Source organism: uncultured Dokdonia sp. (assembly GCF_947492535.1).
GTDB lineage: Bacteria > Bacteroidota > Bacteroidia > Flavobacteriales > Flavobacteriaceae > Dokdonia.
This window is the reverse complement of sequence record NZ_CANLNH010000010.1, coordinates 1-14,902: the sequence shown is the minus strand read 5'-3', so window position 1 is coordinate 14,902 and position 14,902 is coordinate 1. Positions and strand designations below refer to the sequence as shown.

Below are 14,902 nucleotides of genomic sequence, written 5' to 3'. Positions count from 1 at the left end.
AGTTATCTTTATTAGATGTAAAACACTAATAATCAAAATCATGAAACATTTTATTTATTTATTTATTTACAATAATATTATTTGTAAGTTGTAGTACTGACGGCACAGATAATATGAATGATGAGGACTTAAACCTAACCATTGAAAAATCTAATTATATCAAAAACTTGGATGATGAAGAGAAATTAATAACCTACAAGTTGTTAAATAACAAAGAAAAATATCAACTTTGGCAAGAAAGATACCAAGAGATAACAAACTCAGATATGTTTCAAAAATTCAATCTTGATCAAGTTAATTTCGTAAAAGAAATGTACTCTAGTTTATCTCCCATTCATTTTCAAGAAAATGCAAAAAATAGTGACTACTTTACTACATTCCTTCCAAAAAAGAGGCAAATTGGTTTGAAGCTATTCACCAATGAACAAATGAATATATTATTTTCAAACTTTGATGAAAATTCGAGCTTCCCAAAAGTATATAGTAGCCCAAATACTAGAGGCCCTCACTGTGGATGTAATACTAGTGATGATTGGTGTATTGGTAGTGCTAGTTGCTTTTTTTGGCAATGTAGTACAGCAGATGCAGGTTGCGGTTGGTGGCTACAAGAAGTCTGCAATGGTTTCTGTGCAACAAATGAAACTGGCAATCAGTGAAAAATAAAATCTCATCAATTAAAATCTTATTAACCTCTATTATTGGAGCCGTACTTTCTTTTAGCTCAGGATACCTAGGTTGGAAAATGCAGCTCCTTATAGTATTTAATATATATTTTATAATAGGTCTTTCGGTATTTAATAAAAATAATAATTTTAAAAAGAATCTTTTAATTCAAGTCTTTTTAACTCTTCCTTTTTTTATACTATACGGAATTAATGCTATTTCAAAAAGTTATTATCATATATATCCAATTGTTTTTATCCCTATTCTTAGCATTTTATTTATTTTTTCAATTAAATCGATATTTAAGTATAAAGTAGCACTTACTACTTCTATAATAATATCTTTATTATGTTATATTGGAATGGCAAATTGGCTAAGTTATTCATTAGGAAGAACAATTACTTCTTACAATTATTTACCTGAATTTAAAGTAGTAACATCAAAAAACAAGCCATTCAAATTTGACGATAATAAAATATATCTTCTTAATGTTTGGTCAACTGCTTGCGCACCTTGTATTGAAAAGTTTCCTGACTATGAACAATTAGCGAATAGATATAAAAAAGATAGTATAATAGAAATTGTTACTTTAAGCCTTCCTTTAACTAAGGATTATGAAAAATCTCTAAAATTCACAAAAAAGTATTCATTTAAAGCATTATTAGCAACTCAAGATGAAAGTTGGCAAAAATTACAAACAAATAAAGTACCTTTATATATCGTCATAGGTAAAAACCAAAAAATAGTCTACACAGGTGTATTAAATTCAAAATGGTACGAATTCTACAACAATATTCATGGTATTCTCAAAAAAGAAAAGAACACTTACAAAACGGAACTATATACAACAGCTCTTCTATCTAATATTAATTATTAGTGCCACAGGCTGTTCAAACAATGCAAAAATAGATATAAAACCGGTACATGACTTTGGCATTATACAATTTTCAGATACTTTAAATCATTCTTTCTTTATAAAAAACATATCTAAAGAACCTTTAATTATCTTAGATGTAGAAGGTAGTTGTTCTTGTACTGCTTTAGATTTTTCATCACAACCTATTAAGAAAGGTGACAGCGCAAGGATTGATGTACAATATATTCCAAAAGAAATAGGTGAAGTTGAAAAAACCATAGTCTTCGAAGCAAATACTTCTCCTCCTTACACAATCTTAAAAATAAGAGGAACCGTTATTGTCGAAAAAGAATAAAGATTAATCCTTAACAAACACAATTTCTTTAATCAACTCCTCCCCTTTCCTATCAATCACGATAGTTGTTTCATCTCCTACATCATAGGCAGAAAGCGCACGCATATAACTCATCATATCTACCACCGTACTATCTCCCATTTTAATTACGACATCGCCTTTTTCTAATCCTGCATTTTGAGCTGCTCTTCCCTCACTCACGCCATCAATACGCATTCCTTTACCCGAAAAAAGATAATCTGGCACCACGCCTAATCCAACTTTAAAACTAGGTGTCACAGCACTTTCGTCTTTTGTTTTCGTAAAAGCAAGTTTCCCATTATTATCTAATTCGCTTATAATAGCTAGAATATAATCTTCTATCATTCCCATGCCTCCGTAATTAAGTTTTTCACTATCATCACCAGGTTTATGATAATCTTCATGTTGCCCCGTAAACAAATGCAATACAGGTATATCGTTTAAGTAAAACGAGGTATGATCTGAAGGTCCGACACCGCTTTTATGCTCAGCGAGTTTAAAAGAAGTATTAGCTGCAAATACCGTTTGATTCCAAGAAGGTGAAGTTCCTACACCGTGTATAGCCAATGCTTTTTCTTGATTTAATCTTCCTACCATATCCATATTGATCATGTAGTTGATATCAGAAAGGGGTACTGTAGCATTTTTAGTAAAGTAATTAGATCCTAATAACCCCATCTCTTCTCCAGAAAATGCAATAAATAAATAGTTATTCCCTTGGTAAGACTCATGTTGAAGTTTTTGAGCCAGTTGCAACATTATCGCCACACCACTCGCATTATCATCGGCTCCATTATGAATAGCTTCACCATCTCTATGTAAAGAGCCTTCACCACCCATTCCTAGATGATCGTAATGCGCACCTATCACAATCGTATTAGGGGACTTATTATCTACAAATCCTATTACATTCGTTCCTGTAATAAAGGAGTCGTTTCCGCTTTCGCGAAAGCGTACTTCTCCATGTGGGTCGTTTTTAGGAGCAAATGAAAATGTTTGAAAATAAGTTCCTGCATTTCCTTTTGGAGATACCCCTAAAGAAGCAAAACGATTTTTGATATAATGTGCAGCTTTCAATTCTCCTTCGGTACCCGTCTCACGCCCTTGTAACTCATCTGAAGCCAAGAATGCTACATCATCTTTCATCGTAACCTGAGGTTTTGATTCTTTTTTACAAGCGATCAATCCTAGTAACGCAAAACTTAATATGAGCTTTTTCATAGAAGAATACTGTATTTTTGTGCAAAATTAATGATTTATACCCGTATGAAACGCTTTTATATAGTTGCCGTTATTTTAATTTGTATCGCTTGTAAAGAAAAAGCTTCACAAACAGACACAAAAACCAAAGATGCAGAAGCAATCACAGAGGCACAAGACAATCCATTAATCTACCCAGAAGAAATTCATTTTAAGAACATACAACAAGTGACTTTTGGAGGTGATAACGCTGAAGCTTATTGGAGTTTTGATGATAAACAACTCGTTTTTCAATCTAATTATAAAGACTGGGGAGTAGGTTGTGATCAAATGTTTTTGATGAATGTTGGAGAAACGTTTCAAAACTCAAAACCTCCTATGATTTCTACGGGAATGGGACGCACTACCTGTGCTTATTTCTTACCAGATAACAACTCTTTTGTATATGGGTCTACACATTTAGGAGGAAAAGAATGTCCTGAAGTGCCCTTACGTAAAAACGGAAATTATGTATGGCCTGTATATGATACGTTTGACATTTTTGTTTCTGATCTTGAAGGAAATATTATTGGGCAACTTACAGATGAGCCTGGTTATGATGCCGAAGCTACGGTATCTCCCAAAGGAGATAAAATCGTTTTTACGTCAACACGTAGTGGTGATTTAGAATTATACACCATGAATATTGATGGATCTGATGTACAACAAATCACTGATGAACTTGGATATGATGGAGGTGCTTTTTTCTCACCTGACGGCACAAAATTGATCTTTAGATCATCACGCCCAAAAACAGAAGAAGAAATTAAGAAATATAAAGATTTACTCGCTCAAGGCCTTGTAGAACCTACAGACATGGAACTGTATATCTGTAATGCAGATGGCTCTGACTTACGTCAACTTACTCGTTTGGGGAATGCAAACTGGAGTCCGTTCTTTCACCCTAGTGGTAAAAAGATATTATTTTCTTCCAATTTTGAAGCAGAACGCGGATTTCCTTTTAACTTATATATGATAGATCTGGACGGAAAAAATTTAGAACGCATTACACATGGAGAAACATTTGATGCTTTCCCTGTATTTTCAAATGACGGGAAAAAATTGGCTTTTTCTTCAAATAGAAATAATGGAGGTGGCAGAGACACCAATCTTTTTATTGCAGATTGGGTAGATTAATCATCAGCTCGCAAACGTTCTCTTTCTTTTTTGTCTAACGTTCGGTTATTATCTTCTAGCTTAAAATTACCGAAATTGTAGGTAAATCCTATTTGGACATTTTGAGTTTCTGGTACCGCGATAAAACCATTATTTTGATTTAAATATCGAGAAGTCAATAATGCATTTACTTCGCCTAATGCGTCATTTACAGTAACTGACAAAGAAGCTCTTTTATCCCAAAAAGTTTTTTTAACCCCTATAGTTAAATCGGTTGTTGCTTCTTGAACATAACTCCCAAACAAAAACCTTGAAGTATACGCTAGTGATACTTCTCCAGTAAATGCTTTGTCTTTATTCAGTGTTAAGAAATTTGAAAAAGACCCATAAAAACCATTAATATCATTTGTCACAATAGCGTTATCACTTTCTATAGCAACAAACGTTTCTTCTTCATGAAAAATACTCATATAGGTATAAAAATACCACCACTTTGCAATAGATCTTCCGTGTGTAAAATCTAATCCCCATGATTTACTGTCTAATGCATTTTGCCTATCTGTTCGTAATACTTGATTCGTATTATCTTGAAAAGGTAACGTTAATATATTCTCTCCATTATCACGATAATATACATCAAAAAAATAGGCTCCTTTTAATGAATAATTCAAATTAAACTCATTACTAAATGCTGGTAATAAAGCTGAATTCCCTCGAGAAAAATTATTTTCATTTAAGAAATAAGCAAACGGATTTAAATCTTGATAACGAGGTCTATATAACTTACGTCCATAGTCTATACTAAAACTATGATTTTCTGATAACTCATACTGCACATATGCAGAAGGAAACCATTCCAAGTAATCCAGTTCAACAATCTCGCTTAAAACCAATGAGTTTCCAGTAGAATTTGTTTGTTCTCCTCGCAGTCCGCCTTTCAAACTCCATTTACCAATTTCTTTACTTAGCGTAAAATAACCAGCAAAAACAGTTTCGTCATATAGAAAATCGTCATTTTGTGCTTGATCTAAACCATTGGGTGTATCATTTTGAATATTCAGGAAATTGATGGTAGATCTCGAATTAATTGTTGCCACTTTTCCTCCTGCTTCAAAATCTACTCCTCCTAGTTGTGAAGTATAGTCTAACTGACCTGTATAAATCTCAATATCTTGAATAGCTTCACTATTAAATCTTACATTTCTAAAAACAGCATCTTCAGGATCTGTATATACAGAAGATAACCTTTGAGTTCGATCTCTACCGTATGAAGTATAATGTACATTTGTTTGAATATTCCCTTTTTCCAATGAATATTCATAACTCAAATCTAATGCTATATTTTTTTGCTCACTATCAAGACCACTGGTTGTGAATATATCAAAAGAAGTATCCGCAAAAGAGGTTATAGCTGTTGTTGATCTCGCAAAATTAAACTCATTAGGAGAATATAAACCTACTGCAGAAAGGCTTAGCTTCTGTTTTTCATTCAGTTGATAATCTAGAATTAAGTTTGCGTTATGCGCTTTTGTCCAGGTCTTACGCTCAAAATCTTGTAACCAGTTTGAAATAGGTGTGTTTTGATTTTGATAATTTACAAAACTATTATTCTGTGTTGTTTTCTTAAGCGGAGAATAGCCATAATTAAAGAACACATTTAATTTTTTATTTTTAAAATAGTGACTTGTCCCAAAGTAGTGTTTTGGAAATATCCCATACGTTCCTCGTGCCGTTATAGATCCTTTATACCCAAGATACAACGCCTTTGAAGATATAATATTAAGAATAGCACCTCCTTCTGCATCATATTTGGCCGATGGATTTGTAATGACCTCTAAAGATTTTATAACGTTTCCTCCTATACTTTCCAATAGACTTTGAATTTCTTCAAAACTCAATTCTACTTTACGCCCATTTAAATACACCGTAGCGTTTTTATTACGTACCGAAAGTTCGCCTTGCTTCACAACTACGCCCGGAGTCCTTTTTAAAATATCCCACGTAGTTCCTTGTGCTGCAATTGTATTCTCTACATTAAACACTAGCCTGTCTGCTTTACGAGATATTGTAGGTTTCTTACTAATAACAGTGACCTCATCTAAACTTTCGGAAACTTCCGTTAGTTCTATGTCTGGCAGTGTTGTATTTCCCGAAAGGGTAAAAGCACCAGAAACAAATGTTTCATAGCCTACAAAACTAGCTTTTACAGTATACACTCCATCAGATACAGACACAAATGCAAACGTACCATTATCTTCTGTAATGGTTCCTTGTACAATAATTTCTTCTGAATCATAGAGCACAATATTGACAAAAGGAATGGGTTCTCCAGAAATAGCAATTACTTTTCCTGAAATCGAAGTTTGTTGCGCTATTAATGAACTTGTATTTAGTAGCATTAGTAACACAATCAGAATAGGGGTGAAATTCTTCATGATTAAGATTGCAAAAATACTCTAAAAGCATATGTTCAGAAGTGTCTATGAAGGTTTTTTCGACGAAATCATTTTTCTATCTATAAAATGCTAATAGAAGACCTATATTTGCACACATTGACTTGGAATAGATTATGAAGAACATCAGAAATTTTTGCATCATTGCCCACATTGACCACGGTAAAAGTACATTAGCAGATCGTTTGCTAGATGAAACCTCTACGGTTACTAAACGCGAGGCGCAGGCGCAATTGCTTGATAGTATGGACTTAGAGAGAGAACGTGGGATTACCATTAAATCTCATGCCATACAGATGGAATACACCTATAAAGGTGAAGAATACATTCTTAATTTAATAGATACTCCAGGTCATGTGGATTTTTCTTACGAGGTTTCAAGAAGTATTGCTGCTTGTGAAGGTGCTTTGCTTGTTGTAGATGCTGCTCAAAGTATCCAAGCACAAACCATTTCTAATTTATATTTAGCCCTTGAGAATGACCTTGAAATCATTCCTGTGCTGAATAAAGTGGATTTGCCAAGTGCTAGTCCCGAAGAAGTAACAGATGATATTGTAGACTTATTAGGATGTGATGCCGAAGAAGTCATTCCCGCTTCCGCGAAAACAGGGATTGGAATTAAAGAAATCTTGGCAGCCGTTATAGAACGCATACCTGCTCCTAAAGGAAATCCAGACGAACCCTTACAAGCACTGATTTTTGATTCAGTTTATAATCCTTTTAGAGGTGTAGAAACGTATTTTAGAGTCTTGAATGGAAGTATTAAGAAAAACCAACAGATAAAATTTGTTGCCACAGGTAAAACCTATGGAGCTGACGAAGTAGGAACATTAAAACTTACACAAGCTCCTAAAAAAGAAATCAATACAGGAGACGTAGGATACCTTATTACAGGAATCAAAGATGCTCGTGAAGTAAAAGTAGGAGATACCATTACAGATGCAAAAACACCTACGCAAAATGCCATTGAAGGTTTTGAAGATGTAAAGCCTATGGTATTTGCAGGGATTTATCCTGTAGATACAGAAGATTACGAAGAGTTGCGTGCTTCAATGGAGAAACTACAATTAAACGATGCTTCGTTGGTTTTTGAACCTGAAAGTTCTGCTGCTTTAGGGTTTGGTTTCCGTTGTGGCTTCTTAGGTATGTTACACCTTGAAATTATCCAAGAACGTTTAGAACGTGAATTTGATATGACCGTAATTACTACGGTGCCTAACGTATCCTACCACGCTTTTATACATAAACACCCAGATGAGATTATTCTTGTAAATAACCCATCAGATCTTCCTGATCCATCTAAGATGAATCGTGTAGAAGAACCTTTTATCAAAGCATCTATCATTACAAAGTCTGATTTTGTAGGACCTGTAATGTCTCTATGTATAGAAAAACGAGGAACTATTACCAATCAAAACTATCTTACCCCAGAACGTGTCGAGCTCACATTTGACATGCCACTTGCTGAGATTGTTTTTGATTTTTATGATCGTTTAAAAACAGTATCTAAAGGATATGCTTCTTTTGATTATTCACCTATAGGAATGCGTGCATCTAAACTTGTAAAAGTAGATGTCCTTCTGAATGGTCAACCTGTAGATGCATTATCTGCATTATTACACCAAGACAATGCCTATGACATAGGAAAGAAGATGTGTGAAAAATTACGTCAATTAATCCCGCGTCAGCAATTTGATATTCCAATTCAAGCGGCTATTGGTGCTAAGATTATTTCGCGTGAAACTGTAAAAGCACTTCGTAAAGATGTAACCGCTAAATGTTACGGTGGTGATATTTCGCGAAAGCGTAAACTTTTAGAAAAGCAGAAAAAAGGAAAGAAACGTATGCGTGCTGTTGGAAATGTAGAAATCCCTCAGGAAGCATTTATGGCTGTACTGAAGTTGAATGACTAAATCATCATTCAACTCTTAAGGTAAGCTTAAGTTTCTATTACGAATTATACATCGCTTCTAAAAGTTCCTTTATTTTTTCAGGATCTGAATAGGTTTGTAAATCTTGCTGTACTGCTTGTAAGTTATGCATAGGAAAAGCGCCTTCAAGACTTTCAATCGTATTACTTGCCGAAGCATGTATTTCCTTAAATCCAGCGGCAATAAACTGTCCTATATTAGAAGGTCGTATCCCACCTCCTGGCAATATAACTGGTTTGTTATTGGATTTTTCTAATAGCATTTTAAGCACAAACAGACCTGAAAGTGCTGTATCAGATTGTCCAGAAGTAAGAATCCGATCTACGCCTATTTTCTGTAATGTTTTAAGTGATTCCATGGCATTGGGTGTCCAATCAAAAGCACGATGAAATGTAAATGTCATCCCTCCGGATGCATCTACGAGTGTTTGCGTACGCTCTTCATCTATCGTAAGGTCTGATTGCAGTACTCCAGAAACTACACCTGCTACTTTAATATTTCTACAGAATGCGATATCACGTAACATGACATCAAACTCATCATCATAATAGGTGAAATCTCCACTACGAGGACGTATTAATACATACACGGGTATTTCTAAATCTGTCACTACTTTTTCTATTAAACCATGACTTGGTGTAATACCCCCTAAAGCGAGTTCGCTACACAACTCTATACGTTGTGCTCCTGCTTTTTGAGCAGCAATTGCAGATTGATATGAATTTGCACAAATTTCTAATAACATATCTCGAAAGTACATAAAATAAAGAGGAACTAACATATCAAAAAAGACATATTTACATCTGTTTTTAATGCACTTATAAAAGCTTAATCTTTTCTGTATCTTTCAGACTTTAAATTTTTCATATATGCGTTTTAAAATCCTACTTCTTTTCGTTATTAGTCTTTCTTTTAGTTGTAAAAAAGAGACCATTACTGTAGCCGCAGTAACGCAACCATTAACCAGTTATGTAAACACATTTATTGGTACAGGCGGTCATGGGCACACCTACCCAGGGGCGACCATGCCTTTTGGAATGATGCAATTAAGCCCAGATACACGGCTAGAAGGTTGGGATGGCTGCTCTGGATATCATTATGACGATACGTATATCTATGGATTTAGTCATACGCATCTAAGTGGTACAGGAATTTTAGATTATGGAGATATCTTATTAATGCCTACAACGTCTGTAAACTTCCATAATGGCGCTGATGGACAACCAGGATACCGTGCTCCTTTTTCGCATGACAATGAAAAATCAAGCCCTGGGTATTATGAAGTGCATTTAGATAGTACAAATATTGACGTTGCGCTTACTGTTACGCAAAGAGCGGGAATGCATAAGTACGCTTTCGCGAAAGCGGATAACCAACATATCATACTGGATATTGAACATAGAGATATCCTATTAGACGGTAGTATCAACATCCTTTCTGATACTGAAATAAGTGGTCATCGATTTTCAGAATCTTGGGCGAAAGAACAAAAACTATATTACTACCTAAAGACATCACATCCATTTAAAGCGACTCCTAATACTGCAGACACACCAACAAAATTGGCATTGCTACTCGATAATCCGAATAACGAACCTATTTATGTTTCTGTGGGAATATCGGCCGTAGATGAAGCAGGTGCAAAAAGAAATCTAGAAACAGAAATAGGTTCTAAATCCTTTGATCAAATACGACAAGAAGCACAAACCACTTGGGAGGAACAACTTTCTAAAATAGTGATAGAAGATGCGCATCTAGATAATAAAACCAATTTTTACAGCGCCTTATATCATACGATGATTGCGCCTAACATCTATCAAGATGTAGACGGAAGATATCGCGGTATAGATCAAGAAATTCACGAGACTTCAGATTTTGATTATTATACCGTTTTTTCTTTATGGGATACTTACAGAGCAGCACACCCATTATATACAATCATTGAAGAAGATCGCACCAATGATTTCATCAATACATTTCTTGCAAAATATGATGAAGGAGGTATTTTACCTATGTGGGATCTCTCAGCAAATTACACAGGTTGTATGATTGGATATCATGGTGTTCCTGTGATTGCAGATGCGTATATGAAAGGTATACGAGGCTATGACACTGACAAAGCATTAGAAGCAGTTTTACACAGTGCTACGAGAGATCATTTAGGACTTGAAGCTTATAAAGAATTTGGATATATCCCTGTAGAAGAAGAATCTGAATCAGTTTCAAAAACGTTAGAGTATGCCTATGACGATTGGACGATTGCTCAAATGGCAAAATCGAAAGGAGATATGGCTACCTATACTACGTTTATAGAAAGAGCTCAATATTATAAAAACACCTTTGATCCAAGCAGTAAATTTATGCGTGGTCGTGTGCGTAATACGTGGTTCTCTCCTTTTGATCCTTTTGAAGTTAATTTCAATTATACGGAAGCAAATGCGTGGCAATATAGTTTTTATGTACCGCAAGATATTACAGGGTTTACAAACTTAATTGGAGGAAAAGAGGCTTTAGAATCACAACTAGATGAATTGTTTACTGCAGAGTCACAAACTTCAGGACGTGATCAAGCAGATATCACAGGGCTTATCGGGCAATATGCACATGGTAATGAACCTAGTCATCATATGGCGTATTTGTACAACTTCATAAACAAACCCCATAAAACACAAGAAAAGGTACGCGAGATTTTAACCACACTCTACAAAAATGAACCTGATGGTGTTTCTGGAAATGAGGATTGTGGTCAAATGAGCGCATGGTATGTATTAAGTAGTATGGGCTTTTATACCGTGACTCCCGCAAGTAATCAATACATTATTGGAGCTCCCTTATTTGATAAAGCTTCTATCAACCTTGAAAATGGAAATACATTTACCGTACAAGCCAATAATCTTTCTGACGACAATATCTATATCGCTTCCGCGAAATTAAACGGAGAAGCACATCCATATTCATACATCACACATGAAGATATTACAAAAGGAGGATCATTAGTATTTGAAATGACATCACAGCCTTCTGATTGGGCGACAGATGATGCACATATCCCAAGTACTGAAATTAAAGAATCACTCATTGTTCCTGTTCCGTTTATTGCCAAAGGAGATATTGCCTTTAAAAAACAAACAGAAGTTGTATTAGGCACTGGCGAAAAAGAAACCACCATCTTTTATAGTACTTCTGGAGATACGTTTCAAAAATATGAGGCTCCTATTATTCTTACAGAGCCTACAACGCTCCATACCTACTCAGAAAAAGAAGGACAAAAAAGTGTCACCATCAAAACTGATTTTTATAAAATAGATGAAAACCTATCTATACAACTAGATGCCGAATATGCAAATGCATATAATGCAGGAGGTAATGACGCACTCATCGATGGTATACGAGGCACCGCTAATTTCCGAACAGGTACTTGGCAAGGGTATCATGATAGAGATGTAATCGCTACCGTTGACTTAGGAAAAAACCAAGATATTACATCTATAGAAACCAATTTTTTAGAAGATCAAGGAAGTTGGATTTTCTTCCCAACAGAAGTTGAATTACTAGTCTCTTCAGACGGCAAGAATTTCAAACCCTATAAAAGTCAGGCGATAGCTACACCAACACCAACAGACAAAGTTGCTATCAAAACCATTAAAGGGGAGGGAAAACGCTCTAACATTCGGTATGTAAAACTCATTGCAAAAACACTAGGCCCTGTTCCAACTTGGCATAAAGGACATCCTTATGAAGGAAGAAGTTGGGTCTTTGTAGATGAAATTGCGATAAAGTAATGGAAGCCTTTAGGGTCGTATTAGAATTCTTTAGAACTGACATTTTTAGTTCTTTTGGAGTATTTACTATTCCGTTATTAATAGGACGTTTTATTCCAAAAATAAAAGATGCTGTATTAAAATTTGATGAAGCAGCTTGTCGTTTTATTATAGTTTCTGGAATCGTATATACAGCAACTATTCTTCTATCATACGCATATCTTTTTCTAGTCATAGGAGATCCAAATAATGAATATGCGATTACGAATAGAGCAACAGGTCCGTATGCCTGGATGTACTGGCTTATGATTTTCTCATGGTTGTTTATCACACAGCCTTTTCGCTTTAAGCGGGTGCGTAAAAATATACCCATTAGACTTATTGCAATTCCATTCTTCTTAATCACTTTTGAACAATACACTATATTTATCATAACAATACACAGAGATTACTTACCAAGTGGTTGGTCAGATTTAAACATAGGAAATATTTTAAATACTATTCCATACTGGCCACTACATCTTATTTTAAAACTAGGATTATTTATGGGATATGTATTTATATTTCAGTGGATACATCAAAAAATAAAAAGGAATAAAGTAGTATCTTAATCCAGTTATTTTAAATATGCATTATACGTTTTCACGAAAGTGAAATACCTACTAAATCAATCAAAAACGAAATCAAAATAGACTATACTAGATGAATAGAAGGAAATTCATACAAAATACAGCACTCACTGGAGCAGGCATTGCTACAGGTGTTTCGGCAATAAGTTGTAAAGAAGCTAATACTACAAGTACTAAAGCATCCAACACAGCGACTACTCTTTCAAAACCGAACTATATCTCTATAAGTACCTGGGACACTGAAAGTGCAAATACGGCTTCTGGAGAATTACTTGCGAAAGGCAAACCCGCACTAGATGCTATTATAGATGGTGTTGCTGTAGAAGAAGCAAATGAAGAAAACACTACAGTAGGTATAGGTGCTACACCAGATAGAGAAGGCAATGTTACCTTAGATGCCTGTGTCATGTCTCCAGATGGAGATTATGGAGCTGTAGTTGCTGTAGAAAATATTGTACATGTAGCAGCATTAGCACGCAAAGTCATGGAAGATACTCCACATGTAATCATGGCGAGTAAAGGAGCTGAAGAATTTGCATATACGCAAGGTTTTAAAAAACAAAAACTACTAACTCCTGCTTCTGAAAAAGCATGGAAAGAATGGTTGAAAACAAGTAATTATCAACCTGCCATAAATGTAGAAAACCATGACACTATAGGTATGCTAGCTATGGATACATCTGGAGAAATAGCTGGGGTTTGTACCACGTCAGGATTAGGATACAAAATGAAAGGACGAGTAGGAGACTCCCCTATTATTGGCTCTGGTCTTTTTGTAGATAATGAAGTAGGAGCTGCTGTAGCAACAGGTATGGGGGAAGAAGTTTTAAAAACTGTTGGAAGCTTTTTAGTCGTCGAATTAATGCGCAATGGCATGTCTCCTCAAAAAGCATGTGAAGAAGCAATACACCGAATCGTTAAGAAAGGAGACCGTTATAAAGATTTTCAAGTAGCGTATATCGCCATGAATAAAAATGGAGAAACAGGAAGTTATGCTATACATGATGGCTTTACGATGATGAAATACCAAGATGGAAAATCAGAAAACATCAAATCTGATTATTTTAATAAATCATAAGTATTTTATAGAAAAATATAAATAATTTATTTTTAACATAATTTCGCTTTCGCGAAAAAACACTCAGATAAAACTACAAGAATAATCGCTGTAAAGAACTCTTAGCTAAAAAAGCGCTGATTTATCTCATAATTTAAAATTAAAAACATTTTTTCGCTATGGTAAATAGTTAAAAACTTGTATTTTAGCCATGAAATAAAAAAAATTCAAAAAATATAAATTGGATTTTAAATTTCATTTTGAAAAAAAATTACGCCTCGTAAAATCCTATAAATCAAACAATTAAATATTAACAAGTAAAAAATTATATCAAAAAAATACGATTACTGAAAAACCGTCGTTATGATATAAATAACACGTAACTAAAGATAATCAAGCTCTAATAATGAGTATTTTATAATTTTCTATTATATTTGCAGACGCCCTAGAGGCAAAAGACATTTAAGACTGTTGTAATTGACTTTTAAATAATCAATTATGATTTGGGGTGAAAGCCAAGCATCTTGCTTGGCTTTCTTTATGCCCATAACTCAACAAAACAATATCTCATATACGAATTCCAAATCAATTGGGGTCGCGAGTATGCTACATATACTATGATACCGAAATCACACACGAGCGGTTTCTATTCATAATACATCTTGCTTGGCTTTCTTTATGCCCATAACTCAACAAAACAACATCTCGTATACGAATTCCAAATCAATTGGGGTCGCGAGTATACTACATATACTATGATACCGAAATCACACACGAGCGGTTTCTATTCATAATACATCTTGCTTGGCTTTCTTTATGCC

At 34.6% G+C, this 14,902-nt stretch carries 11 protein-coding genes; 8 read left to right on the top strand and 3 right to left on the bottom strand.

Features of this window, described 5'->3' with window-relative positions:
• The first annotated feature begins 113 nt into the window (after positions 1–113).
• From Q1A60_RS13760 to Q1A60_RS13750, 3 genes are read left to right on the top strand one after another with little or no spacing between them, the layout of a single operon-like run.
• Complete coding sequence (locus Q1A60_RS13760; RefSeq protein WP_299766985.1) at positions 114–656, top strand: bacteriocin fulvocin C-related protein; 543 nt, start codon at positions 114–116, stop codon at positions 654–656.
• Positions 653–1,540, top strand: coding sequence for a TlpA disulfide reductase family protein (locus Q1A60_RS13755; protein WP_299766984.1), 888 nt, complete (start codon positions 653–655; stop codon positions 1,538–1,540). The genes Q1A60_RS13760 and Q1A60_RS13755 overlap by 4 nt, the downstream gene beginning before the upstream one ends.
• Entirely contained in the window at positions 1,461–1,874 is a 414-nt protein-coding gene (locus Q1A60_RS13750) for a DUF1573 domain-containing protein (RefSeq protein ID WP_299766983.1), read from the top strand. Before Q1A60_RS13755 ends, Q1A60_RS13750 begins: the two co-directional genes overlap by 80 nt.
• A gap of 3 nt (positions 1,875–1,877) precedes the next feature.
• On the opposite strand, the gene Q1A60_RS13745 is transcribed toward Q1A60_RS13750, so the two are convergent.
• Positions 1,878–3,116 (bottom strand): M20/M25/M40 family metallo-hydrolase, encoded by a 1,239-nt coding sequence (locus Q1A60_RS13745; RefSeq protein WP_299766981.1) that lies wholly within the window; start codon positions 3,114–3,116, stop codon positions 1,878–1,880.
• 45 nt (positions 3,117–3,161) lie between these two features.
• Here Q1A60_RS13745 and Q1A60_RS13740 point away from each other — a divergent pair, with 45 nt between their 5' ends.
• Positions 3,162–4,271 (top strand): hypothetical protein, encoded by a 1,110-nt coding sequence (locus Q1A60_RS13740; RefSeq protein WP_299766980.1) that lies wholly within the window; start codon positions 3,162–3,164, stop codon positions 4,269–4,271.
• On the opposite strand, the gene Q1A60_RS13735 is transcribed toward Q1A60_RS13740, so the two are convergent.
• Positions 4,268–6,685 (bottom strand): outer membrane beta-barrel family protein, encoded by a 2,418-nt coding sequence (locus tag Q1A60_RS13735; RefSeq protein ID WP_299766978.1) that lies wholly within the window; start codon positions 6,683–6,685, stop codon positions 4,268–4,270. The genes Q1A60_RS13740 and Q1A60_RS13735 overlap by 4 nt on opposite strands.
• 134 nt (positions 6,686–6,819) lie before the next feature.
• Here Q1A60_RS13735 and lepA point away from each other — a divergent pair, with 134 nt between their 5' ends.
• Entirely contained in the window at positions 6,820–8,616 is a 1,797-nt protein-coding gene (gene lepA / locus Q1A60_RS13730) for a translation elongation factor 4 (protein ID WP_299766977.1), read from the top strand.
• Positions 8,617–8,653: 37 nt separating this feature from the next.
• Here the strand turns inward: lepA and Q1A60_RS13725 are convergent, their stop codons facing one another.
• Complete coding sequence (locus Q1A60_RS13725) at positions 8,654–9,379, bottom strand: copper homeostasis protein CutC (protein WP_299766976.1); 726 nt, start codon at positions 9,377–9,379, stop codon at positions 8,654–8,656.
• A gap of 124 nt (positions 9,380–9,503) precedes the next feature.
• Here Q1A60_RS13725 and Q1A60_RS13720 point away from each other — a divergent pair, with 124 nt between their 5' ends.
• From Q1A60_RS13720 to Q1A60_RS13710, 3 genes are all read left to right on the top strand, one after another.
• Positions 9,504–12,416, top strand: coding sequence for a GH92 family glycosyl hydrolase (locus Q1A60_RS13720; RefSeq protein WP_299766975.1), 2,913 nt, complete (start codon positions 9,504–9,506; stop codon positions 12,414–12,416).
• Entirely contained in the window at positions 12,416–13,006 is a 591-nt protein-coding gene (locus tag Q1A60_RS13715; protein ID WP_299766973.1) for a hypothetical protein, read from the top strand. Before Q1A60_RS13720 ends, Q1A60_RS13715 begins: the two co-directional genes overlap by 1 nt.
• 91 nt (positions 13,007–13,097) lie before the next feature.
• Positions 13,098–14,102 carry a N(4)-(beta-N-acetylglucosaminyl)-L-asparaginase gene (locus Q1A60_RS13710; RefSeq protein WP_299766972.1) on the top strand — a complete coding sequence of 335 codons (1,005 nt, stop codon included), beginning with the start codon at positions 13,098–13,100 and terminating at the stop codon, positions 14,100–14,102.
• Positions 14,103–14,902: the final 800 nt, after the last annotated feature.

Excerpts from the sequence above, each read along its gene's own strand:
- Q1A60_RS13715 (WP_299766973.1), top strand. The coding sequence starts at position 12,416 with ATGGAAGCCTTTAGGGTCGTATTAGAATTCTTTAGAACTGACATTTTT.
- Q1A60_RS13760 (WP_299766985.1), top strand. The coding sequence starts at position 114 with ATGAATGATGAGGACTTAAACCTAACCATTGAAAAATCTAATTATATC.
- Q1A60_RS13710 (WP_299766972.1), top strand. The coding sequence starts at position 13,098 with ATGAATAGAAGGAAATTCATACAAAATACAGCACTCACTGGAGCAGGC.
- lepA (WP_299766977.1), top strand. The coding sequence starts at position 6,820 with ATGAAGAACATCAGAAATTTTTGCATCATTGCCCACATTGACCACGGT.
- Q1A60_RS13720 (WP_299766975.1), top strand. The coding sequence starts at position 9,504 with ATGCGTTTTAAAATCCTACTTCTTTTCGTTATTAGTCTTTCTTTTAGT.
- Q1A60_RS13735 (WP_299766978.1), bottom strand. The coding sequence starts at position 6,685 with ATGAAGAATTTCACCCCTATTCTGATTGTGTTACTAATGCTACTAAAT.
- Q1A60_RS13725 (WP_299766976.1), bottom strand. The coding sequence starts at position 9,379 with ATGTTATTAGAAATTTGTGCAAATTCATATCAATCTGCAATTGCTGCT.
- Q1A60_RS13740 (WP_299766980.1), top strand. The coding sequence starts at position 3,162 with ATGAAACGCTTTTATATAGTTGCCGTTATTTTAATTTGTATCGCTTGT.
- Q1A60_RS13750 (WP_299766983.1), top strand. The coding sequence starts at position 1,461 with ATGGTATTCTCAAAAAAGAAAAGAACACTTACAAAACGGAACTATATA.
- Q1A60_RS13745 (WP_299766981.1), bottom strand. The coding sequence starts at position 3,116 with ATGAAAAAGCTCATATTAAGTTTTGCGTTACTAGGATTGATCGCTTGT.